We start from the raw sequence: 17,118 nt of genomic DNA on the forward strand, positions 1-17,118 counted from the left end.
CCCAAGGTTAACGGAACCTTGCCGCCTGCCGGGACAGATGCAGGATATCCCGCTTGACTCGTTTAGACGATTAGCTAATCATCGCATCATGAGTCAGGTTTTCAGGGCCCTTTCCGATCCGACCCGCCGGCGCGTGCTGCAGCTGTTGCAGAACGGACCGATGAGCGCGGGCGAACTCAGCGCGCAGTTCGATGTCTCCAAGCCGACCATGTCAGCCCATTTCGCGGTGCTGAAGGAGGCGGACCTCGTCCACGCCGAGAAGGCCGGGAAGTCCGTCATCTATCACCTGAAGCTTTCGGTGCTCGAAGAGGCGCTGCTTGGCTTCGTCCAATCATTCGGCTCCGGCGCGGACGCTCCGGAGCCTAAAAAGGAGACTGCATCATGAACAGGGAAGTGGTTGGAAGCCTGGCCTGGGCCGGCGGCATCATCGCTCTCGCCCTTGCCGCCACCTTGGCGCGCCAGCAGGGCTATATCGACACCGAAATGGCGACCCGGCTCGTCCTCGGCGCAACCGGGCTGATGGTCGCCTGGTACGGAAACCAGATGCCGAAGCGTTTCGTGCCGAGCGAGCGGGCCCGGCAGGTCACACGGGTCGGCGGCTGGTCGCTGGCGTTGAGCGGTCTTGTCTACGCCGGACTGTGGGCCTTCGCCCCGTTCGACGTCGCGCTGATCGGCGGCTGCGGCGCCATCATCCTGGGGATCGCCGTGACGGTCGGTTACTGCCTGTCGGTGCGCGACAAGGCGAAGGCCGTCTGATCTGACCCGTGGCGCTGCCAAGGCTCAGCCCCGCAGCGTCGCGCCCGCCTTGCCCGCCGCGGCCACGACCTTCGCCGACAGGGCCTCGATCTCGGCCTCGGTCAGGGTCGCCTCGCGCGGCTGTACGACGACTTCCAGCGCCACCGACTTCATGCCCCCGGGGACGCCCGCGCCGCGATAGACGTCGAACACCCGGACGTCGGCGATCAGGGCCTTGTCCGCGTTCGCCACGGCCCGAACGAGGTCGCCCGTGGCCCGACCTTCTTCCATGACGAAGGCGAAGTCGCGCCTAAGGGGCATCAGCGGAGGCAGGGTCGCCGCGCCCCGCGCCTTGGTGGCCTTGCCGCGCGGCTCCGGCACGGCGTCGAGGACGATCTCGAAGGCCAGCATGGGGGCGTCAGCGTCCAGCGCCTTGAGCACGCGCGGGTGCAGGGCCCCGAACTCGACCATGACATTCTTCGGGCCGAGCTGGAGCCGGGCCGAGCGGCCGGGGTGCCACCAGTCGCGGTTCTGGCCCTGAACCAGCTGCAGCGACGCCGTCGGGGCGCCGAGCTCGTCCAGCAGGGTCGTCAGGTCGCCCTTCAGCGCGAACAGGGCGTCCTCGGCCCCGCCGCCCCAGTGACGGGCGGAACGCGGCGCCACGAGCCCGGCGATAACGGTGCGCTGGCCGGTCGGGCTGTCGTCCAGATAGATCGGGCCGATCTCGAACAGGGCGACGTCGGGGTGGCCGCGGTCGGCGTTTCGGGCCGCCGCCTGGATCAGGTTGGGCAGGGCCGAGGGCCGCATGCAGTCGAGGTCGGCCGCGATCGGATTCTCGACCACCAGCCGCCGGTCGCCGCCGCCGAACAGGGCCGCGGTCGACTGTTTGGTGAAGGACCAGGTCACGGCCTCGGCGTAGCCCATGGCCGCCAGCGCCCGGCGGGCGGTGCGCACGCGCGCCTGACGCGGGTTGAGCACGCCCTTCGACGGCGCGCCGAGATCGGGCAGCGGGGTCGACGGCAGTTCGCCGTAGCCCTCGATACGGGCCACCTCCTCGACCAGATCGGCCGGGCCCTCGACGTCGCGGCGCCACGACGGCGGGGTCACGGTCCAGGGAGCGCCGCGCGCGACCTCGAAGCCGAGCCGGGTCAGGATTTCGGCGATGCGGTCCTCGTCCAGCGACAGGCCGGTCAGGGCGCCGACGCGGGCCGGATCGAAGGCGAAGGGAGCGGGGTTGGCCGGCGCTTCGCCCGCCACCACGATCTCCGACGGCTCGCCGCCGCACAGGTCGAGGATCAGCCGCGTCGCCAGTTCCAGCCCGGGGATGACGAAGGCCGGGTCGACGCCGCGCGCGAACCGGTACTGGGCGTCGGAGGTCAGGGTGAGGGTGCGGCCGGTCTGGGCCGTGACCAGCGGCTCGAACCAGGCGCATTCGACGAACACGTCCACGGTGTCGTCCGAGCAGCCGGTGGACTCGCCGCCCATGACCCCGCCGAGGCCGATGGGCCGCTCGCCGGCGGCGTCGGCGATGACGCACATCGACGGATCGACCGTGTAGGTCTTGCCGTCGAGGGCGATCAGATGCTCGTGCGTTCCGGCGGCTATGCCTTCCGCCCCTTCGGACAGCTGGCCGCCGCGCACGACGATCTCGGACCCGACCAGCTTGGCCGCGTCATAGACGTGCAGCGGCCGGCAGCGGTCGTAGGCGACGAGGTTGGTCACATCGACCAGCCGGTTGATCGAGCGCAGGCCGATGGCGGTCAGCCGTCGTTGCAGCCACTCGGGCGAGGGCCCGTTCTTCACGCCCCGGATCAGCCGGCCGGCGAACACCGGGCACATCTCCGGCGCCTCGATGCGCACGCGGATCGGCGACGGGAAGGTTCCGGGGACCGGGGTCACGGATGGCGTCTTCAGCTGACCCAGACTGGCCGCCGCCAGATCGCGCGCGATGCCGGCGACGCCCAGCCAGTCGGCCCGGTTGGGGGTGACCTCGAAATCGATCACCGGCTCGGCCCCGAACACGCCCGCGGCCGGGGTTCCGACGGTCAGGTCGTCGGCCAGTTCGAGGATGCCGTCGCTCTCGTCCGCCAGTTCCAGTTCCGAGGCCGAGCACAGCATGCCGTGGGAGACCACGCCGCGCACCGGCTTTTCGACGAGGGTGACGTCCAGCCCCGGCACATAGGCGCCGATCGGGGCGTAGATGGTCGTCAGGCCGGCCCGCGCGTTCGGCGCGCCGCAGACGATCTCCTTGCGCCCATCGACGGTATCGACCTGGCAGACCTGCAGCCTGTCGGCGTTGGGGTGGCGTTCGGCTGAAACGATCTTCGCCACGGTGAACGGGGCGAGGGCGGCGATGGGGTCGTGGACGTCCTCGACCTCGAGACCGGCCATGGTCATGGCGTCGGCCACGGCGGCCACATCAGCGTCCGTGTCGAGATGGTCCTTCAGCCAGGAGAGGGTGAATTTCACGCGAGGGTTCCGGTGGGGGCGACGTCGGACTGGCGCACGATGCCCGCCGTCAGATCGTTCAACAGGTCGTCAGAGCCGGTGAAGCCCACCTGGGCGAAGCGGCAGCGGATGAATTTGCAGTTCGACATGCCGACCACGCCGGCCATCTTCTGTCCCATCGGCTTGAACAGCAGGGTCTTCACGTCGCTGGTCGTGCCCATGTTGCAGCTGTCGAAGGAGGTGCCGGCCATCACCGCCATCACCGCCGGGCCCTCGATCACGCAGTCGGTGAAGGTCTTGCCGTCGATGGCCATGATGTCCGCATTCCAGTGATGCACGGCCAGCATCGGCAGCCAGACTGCTTCCTTCTCGAAGCTGGTGCGGGCGACCAGCGCGCGGCCGAAGGCTTCGTCGGGCGACATGGTGGCGGGAGCGTTGTCAGTCATGGGTCGGTCTTTCGATTGGCGGGCCGGCGTCAGTCGGTCGTCTTGACCTGTTCGATCAGCGTCCGGAGCAGGTCTTCGCCGCCGGTGATGCCGAGCGTGTGGAACTGGCAGTTGGTGAAGGTGCAGTTGCGGACCGGGATGGCGCCGATCGCCCTTTGGCCGCTCACCGGCCGGAACAGGATGTTGCGCAGGTCGCCGCCGCTCGGGCCGAAGTTGACGCCGTCGAAATGGGTCCCCTCGAGCACCAGCATCACCGCCGGGCCCTCGATGAAGCAGTCGGTGAATTCGCGGCCCTCGATGATGGCCCCGCCGCCGGCCTGGATGTTGGCGCGGTAGAGATCGAACAGGGCGAAATGGCCGCCGCTGAACGTCTTGCCCAGCGGATCCATCTCGCGCATCTCGACTTGCCGGGGCGGGGATTGATCGGTGGCCATCAGGACAGTCCGCTTGCGGGGTTGGGGGCGGCGAAGGCGGAGAAGCCGTAGTGGGCCAGCCACCTGGTGTCGGCCTCGAACATCGGCCGCAGGTCGGGGATGCCGTATTTCAGCATGGCGAGGCGATCGACGCCCATGCCGAAGGCGAAGCCCTGATACTCGTCCGGGTCGATGCCGCAGTTGCGCAGCACATTGGGGTGCACCATCCCGCAGCCGAGGATCTCCATCCAGCTGTCGCCCTGGTTCAGCTTCAGCTCGCCGCCCGAGCGGTCGCAGCGGATGTCCATCTCGGCCGACGGCTCGGTGAACGGGAAATGGTGCGGCCGGAAGCGGGCGTCGACGTCGTCGACCTCGAAGAAGCGCGCCACGAAGGTCTCCAGCGTCCACTTCAGGTGGCCCATGTGGATGGCCTTGTCGATCACCAGCCCCTCGACCTGGTGGAACATCGGCGTGTGCGTGGCGTCGCTGTCCTTCCGGAAGGTGCGGCCCGGGGCGATGATCCGGATCGGCGGCTTCTGCGACATCATGGTGCGCACCTGCACCGGGCTGGTGTGGGTGCGCAGGACCTTGCGCTCGCCGGTCTCCGGATCGGGCGTCAGGAAGAAGGTGTCGTGGGTCTCGCGCGCTGGATGTTTCGGCGGGAAATTCAGGGCGGTGAAATTGTGGAAGTCGTCCTCGATGTCGGGGCCTTCCGCCACCGCGAAGCCCATGTCGGCGAAGAGGGCGATCATCTCGTCCATCACCTGCATGGTCGGGTGGACGCTGCCCCTGCGGCGCGGGCGAGGCGGCAGGGTCAGGTCGACGTGCTCGGCCTGCAGGCGGGCGTCCAGCTCGGCGGCCTCCAGCTCTGCCTTCCTCGCCGCCAGAGCCGCCGACACCCGGTCGCGCAGGCCGTTGATCATCGGACCGCGCTCGCGGCGCTCGTCCGGGCTCATCGCCCCCATGCCCTTGAGCAGGCCCGAGATCGAGCCCGACTTGCCCAGCGCCGCCACGCGCAAATTCTCCACCGCGGCGGCGGTCTCTGCGCTGCCGATGGCGTTGATCAGGTCGAGTTCGAGCTGGTTCAGGTCGGTCATGGTCGCAGTCGTCTAGCCGCTAAGGCTCAACGCAAAAAGCCCCCCGGCGCGGGCCGGAGGGCTTTTGCGTCTTCCGTCGCCGGAAAAGCTTACGCCAGCGCGCCGCGGACCTTGTCGGCGATGGCCTTGAAGGCGGCTTCGTCGGCGGCCATGGCGGCCAGCACCTTGCGGTCCAGCTCGATGCCGGCCTTGCCCAGGCCGTGGATGAACTGGCTGTAGGTGAAGCCTTCCAGACGCGCGGCGGCGTTGATGCGCTGGATCCACAGGGCCCGGAAGTTGCGCTTCTTGGTGCGGCGGTCGCGGTAGGCGTACTGCCCGGCGCGGTCGACTGCGGCCTTGGCGGTGCGGATGGTGTTCTTGCGGCGGCCGTAGAAGCCTTTCGCCTGCTTCAGAACCTTCTTGTGCTTGGCGTGGGACGTTACGCCCCGTTTGACGCGAGCCATGATGTTTTTCCTCGGATGTCCCTATCGTTCGCGCCGCGGGCGCTCGCTGCTTGAGGGACGATTTTCAAATTCGATGCGGTGGGATCAGTTCGTGATGCGGCGCGCCGATCAGGCGTACGGCATGTAGGACTTGATCTTCTTGGCGTCGGCGTCGGCCATGACCGAGGTGCCGCGGTTCTGGCGGATGTATTTGCTGTTGTGGCTGATCAAGCGGTGCCGCTTGCCCGCCACGCCGGCCTTCACCTTGCCAGTCGCCGTGAATTTGAAGCGCTTCTTGGCGCCCGACTTCGTCTTCAGTTTCGGCATTTTCACTCTCTTTTTGAGTGGGCTACCGCTCTTCGAGCTACTTGAGCCCGAGGGGTGGTCGCCCTGTTTAGGAACCGCCCAGGCATGCCTGTTCGCCCGGCGGTTCGGTACGCGAAGGCGCGGCTTCTAGTCGAAGCAGGGCCTGATGGCAAGCGCTGACGGCCTTACGCCTAGCGCGGCGGGTTGTGCTCCTCAATGAATTCGATCGTCTCGGTCAGCATCTGCCGCCGCGTGGACGGGAAGGACAGCCAGTGGTCCTCGCCTTCCAGCGGCGTCATCTTCACCGTCTTGCCGGCCCGCCGCATGGCCTCGAACATGATCTCGCTCTGCTCGTAGAGAACGACCGTGTCGTCCCGTCCATGAAGCAGCAGGACCGGAGCCTTGATGGCCGAGACCAGGCGGGCCGGCGACCGCTCGTCCAGCGAGGCGTCGTTGTAGCCATCGCCGCCCATGAACCGGTTCCAGTAGCGGATCACCGGGTTGCGCGACTGGTTTCCGAACCCGACCGCCCGCGCCTCCGAACGCAGCATCTGGCGCAGGTCCGACACTCCGGCCACCGAAACGGCGCAACGATAGGAGTCGGGCTGCATCGCCACGCCGGCCAAGGCGGCGTATCCGCCATAGCTGGCCCCAACGACGCAGACCCGCGCCGGATCGACGATGCCGAGCCCGGCGAGATGGGCGATGCCGTCGGTCAGGTCGGTCTGCATCTTGCGGCCCCACTCGCCGTAGCCGGCCTGCAGATAGGCTTCCCCAAAGCCGTCGGAGCCACGGAACTGGGGCTGGAACACCGCATAGCCGCGCGCCGCCAGCGCCTGACTCCACCAGTCGAATTCGGCGTAGTCGCGCGACGCCGGCCCGCCGTGCGGAAGGAGGATCAGCGGCAGGTCGCGGCTTGGCCGCCCCCGGGGCAGGGTCAGATAGCCGTAAAGCTCCATGCCGTCGGCGGCGGTGTAGGTGATCATCGAGATCGGAGCGATGTTCTCCGGCCCTACCTCCGGATAGGCCCGCCCCACGACGGAGACCGAGCGGGCGGCGGCGTCGTACAGATAGTAGGTCCCGGAATCGGTGTCGCCCTCGCTGCGGACCACCACCGTCTGATAGTCCGAACTGAAGGACCCGAGGCGCAGCCGCTTGCCGGGCAGTCCCTGCACCAAGGTCGTCCAGGCCTGCTCCAGCCGGGGCTCGTAGAAGGTGTAGTCCGCGTCATCGCCGACAACGTCTAGCCCGACCAGACGTTGATTCCGGTCGTAGAGGGGCCCCGTCGCCGGGCCTTCCTGCCGACGTCGCTCTCCGGCCTCGCCGGTCGAAAGCGAAATCTCGGTCAGGTAGATGTCGGTTCCCTCCTGCGTCGAGACGATAACCTTGTCCGGATCCTGGGCGAAACCCCAGATTCCCGGGCCGTCGAGCGGGGCCGTCTGTTCGAACACGTTACGCCAGCCGCCGCCCGACGGAGCCGTCAGACGGGTGCGGGCGCTGTCCCTCGAAAGGGCGATACGCGCCGCGATTTCGCCGTCCGGCCGCACGAGGTAACCTACGGTGTCTTCCAGCCCCGTCGCGATACGGCGGCCGCGGCCGGAGTCCAGGTCCACGCGGTAGATGTCCTGGGTGTAGGCGTAGTCCTCGCTGGTCACCGCCTGCACGTACAGCGTCGGCTCGCCGCGGTAGTGTCCGCGCCAGCGATCGAACACCGCATTGATGACGCCCTTGTCGGCGGACCTCAGGACCCGCGCGACGCCACGGGTGCGGACGTTGACGATATCCAGCTGCGGCAGATGTGTGGTGCTGATGAAGAGATGGGAGTTCAGAACCAGAGACTCGATCGCGACGTGATCCCTGGACACCCAGAAGACCCGGCTGGGCCGTCTGTCGCTCACATCGACGGTCACGAGCACCTCTCCGGACCGGGACTGAACCACCACTTGGGAGTCCCCGCCGCGCCGGCTGATGTAGGCCAGTTCGGTCCCATCGTCCGACACCGCCACGCTTTCGATCGCGGGCAGGGCGGCATAGGCCTCGATCGGGGCCGGCTGCGCCTGCGCCGCGACCGCTCCGCCGAGCATGGTGGCCGAGGCGGCGGCCACGGCGATGCAGAAATTCCGAATGAACATGGCCCCACCCCAAGGTTCCGATAGCGCAACCGTAAGGCCCTCGCCCGGCGGAGCCAAGCGTCAAACGCGAGGCCGCTACTCCGCGGGTTGCGCGACGGCCGATCCCTGACGAAGCCGGAAGGCGCGGCCGGCGTTGATCGCCATCGCCGCCGCCGGAAGGGTCAGGGCCGCGCCGATCAGGAAGGGCCAGTCATGCCCGACGCCGGAAAAGATCGCGCCCGCCGCCATCGGTCCGAAGATCCGGGCGCTGGAGCTGGCGGCCATGTTCAGCCCCAGCATGGCCCCCTGGCGGTCCGGATCGACCGAGCGGGAGATCAGGGCCGAGATGTTCGGCATGGTGACGGCCATGCCGAAGGCGCCGACCGCCATGATCACCGGCACGAGGAAATCGGCCTCGGGCAGCATCCGGCTGGCTACGACCTGACCGACCAGTCCGGTTCCAAAGATCAGGCAGCCTACCGCGAGCACCCGCGCCTCGCCGAAGCGGCGGGCCAGCCGTCCGGCCAGGAAGCCCTGGCAGATGACCGAGACCACGCCGACCGCCATGAAGCTGAGGCCCACTTCACGCGCGCCCCATTCGTAGCGGGCCTCGGTCCAGAAGCCGAAGGTCGACTCCATGCCCGAGAAGCCGGCCATGTAGATCAGGGTCACCAGCAGCACCCGCGACACCACCGGATTGGCCACCGCGTCGTGCACCCCGCCGAGGAACGGCGGCCGCGCCGCCGCCGGATCGGCCTTGGCCCGGCTCTCCTTCAACAGCACCACGACCCCGACGGCGGCCAGCAGGCACAGGCCGGCGGCGACGAAGATGGGCAGCTGATAGCCCAGCGTCCCGAGGTCCGGCCGCGTGAGGAGTCCGCCCAGTCCCGGTCCGACGATGAAGCCCAGACCGAAGGCCGCGCCGATCAGGCCCATCCGGCCGGCGCGCAGTTCCGGCGGCGTGACGTCGGCGACATAGCCCTGGACGGTCGAGATGTTGCCTGCGCCCAGGCCGGTGAACAGCCGGACGGCGATGGCCAGCCAGATGTTCGGAACGAAGGCGAGGGCCAGATAGCCGGCGGCGTTGGCCAGCACGGTGATCAGCAGCACGGGCTTGCGGCCGATCCGGTCGGACAGCCGGCCCCAGAACGGCTCCGCCACGAACTGGCCGAGCGAATAGGCCGAGAACATCAGCGCCACCTGCCACGGCGGCGCGTCCAGCGTCTGGCCGTAAAACGGCAGCAGCGGCACGACGATGCCGAAGCCCACGAGGTTGATGAACACCACCGTGAACAGGACGCCGAGCGCGGATCGCGAGGGCTGGGGAGCGACAGGCGTCGGGGTCACGGTCATGTCCGGAAGACTGGGGCGCCGATCTCTCCGTCAGTCCGCCACCGCACGCAAGAGGCCGCAAGGCTCTGTGATGAAAAACGCCCCGGCCGGTTCCGGTCGGGGCGTCTCGAAACCGATGGCGTGTGGACGGCCTTCGCCCGTGGTCGCACCCCTCAGTTCGTCGGGCCCGCCGGATTGTTCGCCTCGAGGAACCGGACCGTCTCGATCAGCATGCGTTGACGGGTGGCGGACCGCGACAGCCAGTGGTCCTCGCCGGGCAATTCCACGAACTCGACGGGCTTGCCGGCCCGTCTCAGGGCCTCGGCCATGATCCGGCTCTGTTCGATTGGCACCACGGTGTCGTCCTTGCCGTGAATCAAGAGCAGGGGGCCGTCGACGGAGGCCGCGAGCCGGGCCGGGGACAGTTCGTCGAGAGACCGGTCATTGAGTCGCTCCGCCCCCATGAACCGGTTCCAGTAGCGGATGGCCTGACTATCCCTCGTGGATTCGAGTTGCGCCTCCCGGTTGACCATGCGGCGCAGGTCCGAGACGCCGCTGACCGAGACTCCGCAGCGATAGACGTCGCCGTCGAGGGCCAGGCCCGCCATGGCCGCATAGCCGCCGTAGCTGGCGCCGACGATGCAGACGCGCTCCGGGTCGATCACGCCCTCGGTCGCCAGCCAGCGCACGCCGTCGGAGAGATCGGTCTGCATCTTGCGGCCCCACTCGCCGTAGCCGGCCTCCAGGAAGTCTCTGCCGTAACCGGTCGAGCCCCGGAAATTGGCCTGCAGCACGGCGTAGCCGCGGGAGGCCAGCGCCTGGGCCCACCAGTCGAAACCCGCCACGTCCCGGGACGCCGGTCCTCCATGGGCCAGGACCACCAGCGGCAGGCCCGAGGGTTCGGTCGCGCCCGGCGGCAGGGTCAGATAGCCGTGAATTTGCAGCCCGTCCTCGGCGGAGTAATGAATGGACCGCACGGCCCCCACCTGCCCGGGCGCGATGGCGGGATAGGCATCGCCCACGATGTCGGCGACGCCGCGGTCGAAATCGACCAGCTGGTACTGGCCCGACTCCGCCGTGTCGGTGAACACGACAACCCGGTTCAGCGCGTCGTTCCACGACACCAGTTCAGGGGCCTTGTCCCTGAAGGCCCGTTCGACGGCCTCCCAGCGACGCGACGCCAGAGGGTCCAGAAACTCGTAGCCGACGCCCTCCTCTTTCATGCGGCCGGCTCCGATCAGCAGACGGGTGCGGGGATGGTGGACCAGGAAGTCCGGATGGTGCTCGAACGGCAGCCGGCTCCAGTCGCCGGTGTCCACATCGACCTCGAACAGGACGTCCGAAGCGTCGGCCTCCGGCGCGAGGTCCGGCCGGTCGGCGCCGACGACGACGGTGCGGGGCGTGCGGCCCATGCCGTGGAAGGCTGGAAGGTCGACCGGCGCGTCGACCGCCCAGGCCTCGCGGTAATTCCGACCGTCGGGCAGGCGCAAGGTCCAGCGGCCGGTCAGCTCGTCATAGCGCGCCATGGCGATGACCTGGCCTTCGCTGTCCAGCACATAGTCCTCGGTCGTGTGATCCATGTAGGCCACCGAACGGCCGCGCCCGGTCCGGAGGTCGATGCGATGCAGGTTGACCTGGCCGTTCGAGGCGTTGATCCCGCGCACGAACAGGGTGTCGCCCTCCCTGGTGCTGCGGACCGAGGCAGGCCCGTAAAGCACGGCCAGCACATCCGGCGTGCGATCCAGCACCTGGACCACCCTCTGTGTCTCCAGGTCGATCATCTGGCCGAAGAACAGCTCTGAGCGCGGCGCCCCCAGCGAGGCGATGTTGCGCGTCTGCGAAGTGACCACCAGAACCCGGCCTTCGCCGATCCACCGCAGGTCGCGTACCTTGAAGACGCCGATATCGGCGACGAAGAGGTTCTCGCCGGTCACGAGGCTGGTCACCGCGATCGCGCGGGTCTCGCCCGCGACGGTGATGCGGGCGATCCGCTCACCGCTGGGCGACAGCTGAATATGCTCGATGGCGGGCGTGGCGCCGTAGGCCTCGAGGGGCGCGGGAGCCGGGCTCTGGGCCCAGGCGTCTGGGCTTCCCACGCCGCCCAACGCGGCGACCGCGAGGGCGAACGCCATCATCCCTGACTTGAACACGCGCAACATCTCCCCCTTGCCGAGTATCCTTTTCCAACGCCGGCCGCCCCTGCCGCAAGGGTGCACGACCAGCGCGGCAAAAGAAAAGCCCCGACCGCTTCCGGTCGGGGCTCTCCAAAACACCAGGTCGCCCGGCCTATTTCGGCGCGAGGATCATGATCATCTGGCGGCCTTCCATGCGCGGCGCGTACTCGACCTTGGCCACTTCCTCGAAGTCGGCCTGGACCTTGTTGAGCAGCTTCATGCCCAGCTCCGGGTGGGCCATCTCGCGGCCCCGGAAGCGCAGGGTCACCTTGACCTTGTCGCCCTCGTCGAAGAAGCGGTGCATGGCCTTGGCCTTCACCTCGTAGTCGTGGGTGTCGATGTTCGGCCGGAGCTTGATCTCCTTCAGCTCGACGACCTTCTGACGCTTGCGCGCCTCGGCCTTCTTCTTCTGCTCCTGGAAACGGAATTTGCCGTAGTCGAGGATCTTCGCCACCGGCGGTTCGGAGGTGGAGACGATCTGAACCAGGTCCATGCCGGCCTCTTCGGCGGCTTCCAGCGCGGCGGAGGTGGGCATGACGCCCTGCTTTTCGCCGTTCTGATCAATCAGCAGAACGCGCGGCGCGCGGATATCGTGGTTCATGGGCGGCCCGTCCTTGACGGGCGGCTGGTTCATAGGACGGCGAATGGGCGTCGTTTCCTTTAAGTGGACGAAGGCGGTTTGCACGAGGGAGCGCGCCACGGATCGCGGCGTTCCCCTCAAGCGGCTCTATATGACCGCGAACGCCCGTCTCTTCAAGGTTTCGCAGGGCCCGGGGCGCCGATGCCCGCGCCGATGAACGCATCGTGCAGACCCAGCACCGCCTCGAACACATGATCCACCGTCAGGGCCTCGATCGGCGCGAACTCGCCACGCGTCTCGTTGGAGGCCACGGTGCGGGTCTTCGGCCCCCACGGACCGTACAGCCACCACTCGGTCGGACCGAACAGGCCCAGCGTTGGACGCCCCGCAGCGGCGGCCACGTGCATCAGTCCGGAATCGTTGCCGACGAACAGCGCCGCGCCGTTGATGGCCGCCGCCGAGGCGAGAATGTCGCCCTTGCCGACGAAGTCGAGGCCGCGGTCGCCCGCAGCCGCCAGGGCCGGCGCCGCGGGAGCGTGATCGCCCGGGCCGCCGACCAGCATGAATCGCCAGCCCGTGAAGCGGGGCTCGGCCTTGAGCTTCTCGACCAGCTGGCCCCAACGGTCGGCGGGCCAGCTCTTGCCCGGCTGATGGGCGATGGGGGCCAGGGCCAGGACAGGACCCGGTCCGGGCCCTTCCAACAGTTGCGGATTCAGCACGTCTCCCGCCTCGCGCTCGGCCCGGGCGTCAAGGAAGATCTCCGGATCCAGCGTCCGTTCGGCCCCCATCATCCGGGAAACCATCTCGACCTTGGGCAGGCCGGTCTCCAGTCCCCGGTGGTAAACTCGCCGCGTCTTCGCCCGCACCTGAAACGCCAGCGCCGAGCCGCGGATGTCGATGACCATGTCCCAGCGGGTGCGCCAGACCTGCTTCCACAGCTCGATCCAGTGTCCGGCGAACTTCTTCTTGTCGAGGATGATGACCCGCTCGACCCCCGGCGCGGACCGGAACAGCGGCGCGGGGGGCCGGCCGCAGGCGACGGTGATGCGCGCGCCCGGCAGCTGACGGCCGATTTCGCGGATCACGCCCGACGAGATGACGCAGTCGCCGATGCGGTTGGAGGTGACGAACAGAACCTTGGGTTCGGACACGCGGATTGGCCTTCGCTTCGCTTGCGGACGTTCGCTATCAGTCCCGAAACGATTGCGCGAGAGGGACGCCGATGGACGATCTGGAACGCCTGACCCGACCGAACGGCGAAACCCTGGCCCTGAAGCGCGTCAGGGGCTCGGGTCCGACCGTCGTCTGGATCGGGGGTTTCCGCTCGGACATGGAGGGAACCAAGGCCCTGGCTCTGGACGCGGCGGCGCGCGAGCGTGGCTGGAACTACGTCCGCTACGACCATTTCGCCCATGGCCGGTCATCCGGCGACTGGCGCAAGGCGACGATCGGGCGCTGGCGCGACGACGCCCTGGCCCTGATCGACAGCATCGAGGGGCCGGTGATCCCCGTCGGGTCGTCGATGGGCGGCTGGGTCGCCCTGCTGCTCGCGGTCGCCCGGCCTGAGCGGCTGGCGGGTCTGGTGCTGGTCAATCCGGCCCCCGATTTCACCGAGGACCTGATGTGGCCCGGCCTCGCCGATCACGAGCGGCAGGCCATCCTGCGGGAGGGCGAGACGCTGGTCGTCGAGGAGGGCCCGCCTGGTCAAGGTTTGGGCGAATACGTCCTGACGCGAACGATGTTCGAGGAAGCCCGGGAGTGGCTGCTGCTGCGCGGTCCCCTGCCGGTCGCCGCCCCCGTCCATATCCTGCAGGGCCGCGCCGACGACGTGGTGCCGTGGCGGCGTCAGATCATGCTGATCGAGCGTCTGACCGGCGCGGACGTGGCCCTCGATCTGGTCGAGGGCGGCGACCACCGCCTGTCGTCTCCCGCCGATCTCGCCCGCCTCATCGAAGCCGTTGAACGGAACCGCCGCTCAAGCTCTATAGTATCCCACGGTTAACCCGGAGAAACGCCATGCGTATCGTCCACTTCGCGGCCCCCGCCGTTCTCGCCGTCGCCCTGTCGGCCTGCGCCTCCCACGTGGGCCCGGACCGCTACCAGTCCGAATACGAGCGGCTGGCGGCGGACTGCACGGCTCGCGGCGGCGTCCTGTCGCCGACCGGCAGCCAGTCCGGCCGTCCCCAACTCGACAACGTCTGCAAGGTCACCGGCCAGCCCTCGAACCGCTGACGGATCAGAGCAGCGCGGCTATGGCCGCGCGGGCCTGCTCGCCGAGGTCCGGACGCTTCAGCGCCAGGGCGACGTTGGCGCGCAACAGGCCGATCTTGTCGCCGCAGTCGTGGGTCACGCCCTCGTACTCCACGGCGGTGAAGGTCTGGTCCTTCATCAGCCGGGCCATGCCGTCGGTCAGCTGGATCTCGCCCCCCGCCCCGCGGGGCTGGGTCTCGAGGATGCCGAAGATCTCCGGCTGCAGGATATAGCGGCCCGAGATCGACAGGTTGGACGGCGCCTCGCCGCGCGGCGGCTTCTCGACCATCCCCTTCATGCGGATATGACGGCCGTCGCGGTTCTCGGGATCCACGATGCCGTATTTGTGGGTTTCGCTCTCCGGCACGGCCTCGACGCCGATCACATTGCCGCCGACTTCTGCATAGACATCCGCCAACTGTTTCAGCGCCCCCGGCGCGGCGTCGACGATGACGTCCGGCAGCAGGACGGCGAACGGCTCGTCGCCGATGATGTCGCGGGCGCACCAGACCGCGTGGCCGAGGCCCAGCGGCTGCATCTGGCGCGTGAAGCTCATCTCGCCGGCGCTGGCCAGCTCGGCGTTCATCATGTCGAGGATGTCGGTCTTGCCCTTGGCCGCCAGCTGGGCCTCGAGCTCGATCTGGTGGTCGAAATAGTCCTCGATCGCCCCCTTCGAGCGGCCGGTGACGAAGACGATGTGCTCTATCCCCGCCTCGCGGGCTTCTTCCACGATGTAGCTGAGGATCGGCCGGTCGACGACGTTGAGCAGCTCCTTGGGCGTGGTCTTGGTGCCGGGCAGCACCCGCGTGCCGAGGCCGGCGACGGGCAGGACGGCCTTGCGAAGGCGGCGGGTCTGGTCGGTCATGCGATATCCTGAACGGCGAGGTCGGGCAGCCTAACGCATATCCTTCCGGTTCGCTTCGCGAATGGTGGAGGGGTCGGTGCGCCGCGATGCGATCACTCGACCGTGACGGACTTGGCCAGATTGCGCGGCTGGTCGACGTCGGTGCCCTTCTGCACCGCCACATAATAGGCCAGCAGCTGCACCGGCACCGCATAGACCAGCGGCGCGATCAGCGAATGGCACTCCGGCGCGTCGACGCGGCGAATGCCGGCGCCGTGCGGATCGGGGGCGGATTTCGGCGCGATCATGATCACCGGCCCGCCGCGCGCCGCCACCTCCTGCAGGTTCGACGCCGTCTTCTCGAACACCTCGTCCAGCGGGGCCAGCGCCACGATCGGGGTCAGTTCGTCCACCAGGGCGATCGGCCCGTGCTTCAGCTCGCCGGCGGCGTAGCCCTCAGCGTGGATATAGCTGATCTCCTTCAGCTTCAGCGCGCCTTCCATGGCCAGCGGGAACATCGCGCCACGGCCGAGGAACAGCACGTCGGTGGCCTTGGCCACGTCGTGGGCCACCGCCTTCAGCGCATCCTCCATCAGCATGGCCTCTGCGATCAGGCGCGGAGCCTCGAACAGGGCCCGGACCAGCTCGGCCTCCTTCGCGGCGTCGATCCGGCCGCGCTGCACGCCCGCCGCCACCGCCAGCGCCAGCAGGGCCGCGACCTGGGCGGTGAAGGCCTTGGTCGAGGCGACGCCGATCTCGGGCCCGGCGTGAGTCGGCCACAGCGTCCCGGCCTCGCGCGCCATCGAAGACGAATGGACATTGACCAGGGCCGCCGTCTTGAGGCCGTTCGCCTTGCACCATGACAGGCTGGCCAGGGTGTCCGCCGTCTCGCCCGACTGGCTGACCGCCACGGCCAGCGTCCCCGGCGTCAGCGCCGGCTGGCGGTAGCGGAACTCCGAGGCGATCTCGACGTCGCACGGCAGGCCGGCCAGCTTCTCGAAGGCGTAGCGGCCGATCTGCCCCGCGTAGAAGGCGGTGCCGCAGGCCACGATCTGGATGCGGTCGACGGCGGTGAAGTCGGTCTCGCCCGTCTTGGCCCGCCCGTTCACAAAGTCGAGGTATTCCGACAGGGTGTGCTGCACGCTGTCCGGCTGCTCGTGGATCTCCTTCTCCATGAAGTGGCGGTACTCGCCCTTCTCGACCAGGGCCGAGGAGGCTGAGACCTGCACCACCGGCCGGTCGACGGCGGCGCCGTCCACGTCGAACATCCGCGCGCCGGAGCGGTCGATGCCGACGTAGTCGCCCTCCTCCAGATACGAGATCTGCTGGGTGAACGGCCCGACCGCCAGCGCGTCGGAACCGAGGTACATCTCGCCCTCGCCCCAACCGACCACCAGCGGGCTGCCGCGCCGGGCGCCCATGATCAGCCCGTCCTCGCCCTCGATCAGCACCGCCAGCGCATACGCCCCGGTCAGCCGGTCGAGGACCGCCTTGAAGGCGACCAGCGGATCGTTCCCGCGCGACAGCTCCCGGTCCAGCATGTGAGCCACCACCTCGGTGTCGGTCTGGCTCTCGAAGACGTGGCCCTCGGCGGCCAGTTCGGCCTTCAGTTCGGCGAAATTCTCGATGATGCCGTTGTGGACCAGAGTCACCCGCCCGGCCTTGTGCGGATGGGCGTTGGTCGTCGTCGGCGCGCCGTGGGTGGCCCAGCGGGTGTGGCCGATGCCGACGGTGGCGTTCAGCGGTTCGGCGGCCAGCACGGCCTCCAGCTCGCGGATCTTGCCCTTGGCGCGGCGGCGCTCGATGCGCCCGTCGACCAGCGCCGCCACCCCGGCCGAGTCATAGCCGCGGTATTCCAGCCGCTTCAGGCTGTCGATCAGCCGGGGAACCGCCGGGCCCGTACCGGTCACGCCGATGATGCCGCACATATTCAATGTCTCCTGGGCGCTCCGGCCCGTCT

17 protein-coding genes are annotated in these 17,118 nt (G+C 68.6%); 4 read left to right on the plus strand and 13 right to left on the minus strand.

The window, feature by feature from the left end:
* Positions 1 to 37 precede the first annotated feature (37 nt).
* The gene (locus tag VEC04_RS04125) at positions 38 to 385 is read left to right on the plus strand and encodes an autorepressor SdpR family transcription factor (RefSeq protein WP_324774117.1); all 348 of its coding nucleotides are present in this window, start codon (positions 38 to 40) and stop codon (positions 383 to 385) included.
* On the plus strand, positions 382 to 756 hold the full coding sequence (locus VEC04_RS04130) for an ammonium transporter (RefSeq protein ID WP_324774119.1): 375 nt from the start codon (positions 382 to 384) through the stop codon (positions 754 to 756). Before VEC04_RS04125 ends, VEC04_RS04130 begins: the two co-directional genes overlap by 4 nt.
* A gap of 24 nt (positions 757 to 780) precedes the next feature.
* On the opposite strand, the gene pheT is transcribed toward VEC04_RS04130, so the two are convergent.
* From pheT to VEC04_RS04185, 11 genes are all read right to left on the minus strand, one after another.
* Positions 781 to 3,204 carry a phenylalanine--tRNA ligase subunit beta gene (gene pheT, locus VEC04_RS04135; protein WP_324774121.1) on the minus strand — a complete coding sequence of 808 codons (2,424 nt, stop codon included), beginning with the start codon at positions 3,202 to 3,204 and terminating at the stop codon, positions 781 to 783.
* Complete coding sequence (locus VEC04_RS04140) at positions 3,201 to 3,629, minus strand: hypothetical protein (RefSeq protein ID WP_324774123.1); 429 nt, start codon at positions 3,627 to 3,629, stop codon at positions 3,201 to 3,203. The genes pheT and VEC04_RS04140 overlap by 4 nt, the downstream gene beginning before the upstream one ends.
* A 29-nt stretch (positions 3,630 to 3,658) precedes the next feature.
* The gene (locus tag VEC04_RS04145) at positions 3,659 to 4,063 is read right to left on the minus strand and encodes a hypothetical protein (RefSeq protein ID WP_324774125.1); all 405 of its coding nucleotides are present in this window, start codon (positions 4,061 to 4,063) and stop codon (positions 3,659 to 3,661) included.
* Positions 4,063 to 5,139 carry a phenylalanine--tRNA ligase subunit alpha gene (gene pheS / locus VEC04_RS04150; protein WP_324774127.1) on the minus strand — a complete coding sequence of 359 codons (1,077 nt, stop codon included), beginning with the start codon at positions 5,137 to 5,139 and terminating at the stop codon, positions 4,063 to 4,065. The genes VEC04_RS04145 and pheS overlap by 1 nt, the downstream gene beginning before the upstream one ends.
* An 89-nt stretch (positions 5,140 to 5,228) precedes the next feature.
* Positions 5,229 to 5,582: a 50S ribosomal protein L20 gene (gene rplT, locus VEC04_RS04155; protein ID WP_259550831.1), complete on the minus strand. Its 354-nt coding sequence runs from the start codon at positions 5,580 to 5,582 to the stop codon at positions 5,229 to 5,231.
* Positions 5,583 to 5,690: 108 nt separating this feature from the next.
* Positions 5,691 to 5,888, minus strand: coding sequence for a 50S ribosomal protein L35 (rpmI, locus tag VEC04_RS04160; protein WP_003166435.1), 198 nt, complete (start codon positions 5,886 to 5,888; stop codon positions 5,691 to 5,693).
* A 170-nt stretch (positions 5,889 to 6,058) separates the two neighbouring features.
* Positions 6,059 to 7,999, minus strand: a complete 1,941-nt coding sequence (locus tag VEC04_RS04165) for a S9 family peptidase (protein WP_324774147.1) — start codon at positions 7,997 to 7,999, stop codon at positions 6,059 to 6,061.
* A gap of 75 nt (positions 8,000 to 8,074) precedes the next feature.
* On the minus strand, positions 8,075 to 9,331 hold the full coding sequence (locus tag VEC04_RS04170; protein ID WP_324774148.1) for an MFS transporter: 1,257 nt from the start codon (positions 9,329 to 9,331) through the stop codon (positions 8,075 to 8,077).
* A 152-nt stretch (positions 9,332 to 9,483) separates the two neighbouring features.
* Complete coding sequence (locus tag VEC04_RS04175) at positions 9,484 to 11,460, minus strand: S9 family peptidase (protein WP_324774149.1); 1,977 nt, start codon at positions 11,458 to 11,460, stop codon at positions 9,484 to 9,486.
* A 136-nt stretch (positions 11,461 to 11,596) separates the two neighbouring features.
* Entirely contained in the window at positions 11,597 to 12,118 is a 522-nt protein-coding gene (gene infC, locus VEC04_RS04180; RefSeq protein WP_324774150.1) for a translation initiation factor IF-3, read from the minus strand.
* A gap of 119 nt (positions 12,119 to 12,237) precedes the next feature.
* Positions 12,238 to 13,215, minus strand: a complete 978-nt coding sequence (locus tag VEC04_RS04185; RefSeq protein WP_324774151.1) for a glycosyltransferase family 9 protein — start codon at positions 13,213 to 13,215, stop codon at positions 12,238 to 12,240.
* Positions 13,216 to 13,286: 71 nt separating this feature from the next.
* Between VEC04_RS04185 and VEC04_RS04190 the strand changes: the two genes are divergently transcribed.
* Entirely contained in the window at positions 13,287 to 14,066 is a 780-nt protein-coding gene (locus VEC04_RS04190; protein ID WP_324774152.1) for an alpha/beta hydrolase, read from the plus strand.
* Positions 14,067 to 14,080: 14 nt separating this feature from the next.
* The gene (locus VEC04_RS04195) at positions 14,081 to 14,296 is read left to right on the plus strand and encodes a hypothetical protein (protein WP_324774153.1); all 216 of its coding nucleotides are present in this window, start codon (positions 14,081 to 14,083) and stop codon (positions 14,294 to 14,296) included.
* A gap of 4 nt (positions 14,297 to 14,300) precedes the next feature.
* Here VEC04_RS04195 and galU read toward each other — a convergent pair whose 3' ends face one another.
* Both galU and glmS read right to left on the minus strand, forming a co-directional pair.
* Positions 14,301 to 15,179: a UTP--glucose-1-phosphate uridylyltransferase GalU gene (galU, locus tag VEC04_RS04200; protein ID WP_324774155.1), complete on the minus strand. Its 879-nt coding sequence runs from the start codon at positions 15,177 to 15,179 to the stop codon at positions 14,301 to 14,303.
* Positions 15,180 to 15,271: 92 nt separating this feature from the next.
* Positions 15,272 to 17,086, minus strand: coding sequence for a glutamine--fructose-6-phosphate transaminase (isomerizing) (gene glmS, locus VEC04_RS04205; RefSeq protein ID WP_324774157.1), 1,815 nt, complete (start codon positions 17,084 to 17,086; stop codon positions 15,272 to 15,274).
* Positions 17,087 to 17,118: the final 32 nt, after the last annotated feature.

This window comes from Brevundimonas sp. (assembly GCF_035626535.1).
Taxonomy (GTDB): domain Bacteria; phylum Pseudomonadota; class Alphaproteobacteria; order Caulobacterales; family Caulobacteraceae; genus Brevundimonas.

Coding starts and splice junctions, on each gene's coding strand:
- VEC04_RS04125 (WP_324774117.1), top strand. CDS start 38: ATGCAGGATATCCCGCTTGACTCGTTTAGACGATTAGCTAATCATCGC.
- VEC04_RS04130 (WP_324774119.1), top strand. CDS start 382: ATGAACAGGGAAGTGGTTGGAAGCCTGGCCTGGGCCGGCGGCATCATC.
- VEC04_RS04140 (WP_324774123.1), bottom strand. CDS start 3,629: ATGACTGACAACGCTCCCGCCACCATGTCGCCCGACGAAGCCTTCGGC.
- VEC04_RS04145 (WP_324774125.1), bottom strand. CDS start 4,063: ATGGCCACCGATCAATCCCCGCCCCGGCAAGTCGAGATGCGCGAGATG.
- pheS (WP_324774127.1), bottom strand. CDS start 5,139: ATGACCGACCTGAACCAGCTCGAACTCGACCTGATCAACGCCATCGGC.
- rplT (WP_259550831.1), bottom strand. CDS start 5,582: ATGGCTCGCGTCAAACGGGGCGTAACGTCCCACGCCAAGCACAAGAAG.
- rpmI (WP_003166435.1), bottom strand. CDS start 5,888: ATGCCGAAACTGAAGACGAAGTCGGGCGCCAAGAAGCGCTTCAAATTC.
- VEC04_RS04165 (WP_324774147.1), bottom strand. CDS start 7,999: ATGTTCATTCGGAATTTCTGCATCGCCGTGGCCGCCGCCTCGGCCACC.
- VEC04_RS04170 (WP_324774148.1), bottom strand. CDS start 9,331: ATGACCGTGACCCCGACGCCTGTCGCTCCCCAGCCCTCGCGATCCGCG.
- infC (WP_324774150.1), bottom strand. CDS start 12,118: ATGAACCAGCCGCCCGTCAAGGACGGGCCGCCCATGAACCACGATATC.
- VEC04_RS04190 (WP_324774152.1), top strand. CDS start 13,287: ATGGACGATCTGGAACGCCTGACCCGACCGAACGGCGAAACCCTGGCC.
- VEC04_RS04195 (WP_324774153.1), top strand. CDS start 14,081: ATGCGTATCGTCCACTTCGCGGCCCCCGCCGTTCTCGCCGTCGCCCTG.
- galU (WP_324774155.1), bottom strand. CDS start 15,179: ATGACCGACCAGACCCGCCGCCTTCGCAAGGCCGTCCTGCCCGTCGCC.
- glmS (WP_324774157.1), bottom strand. CDS start 17,086: ATGTGCGGCATCATCGGCGTGACCGGTACGGGCCCGGCGGTTCCCCGG.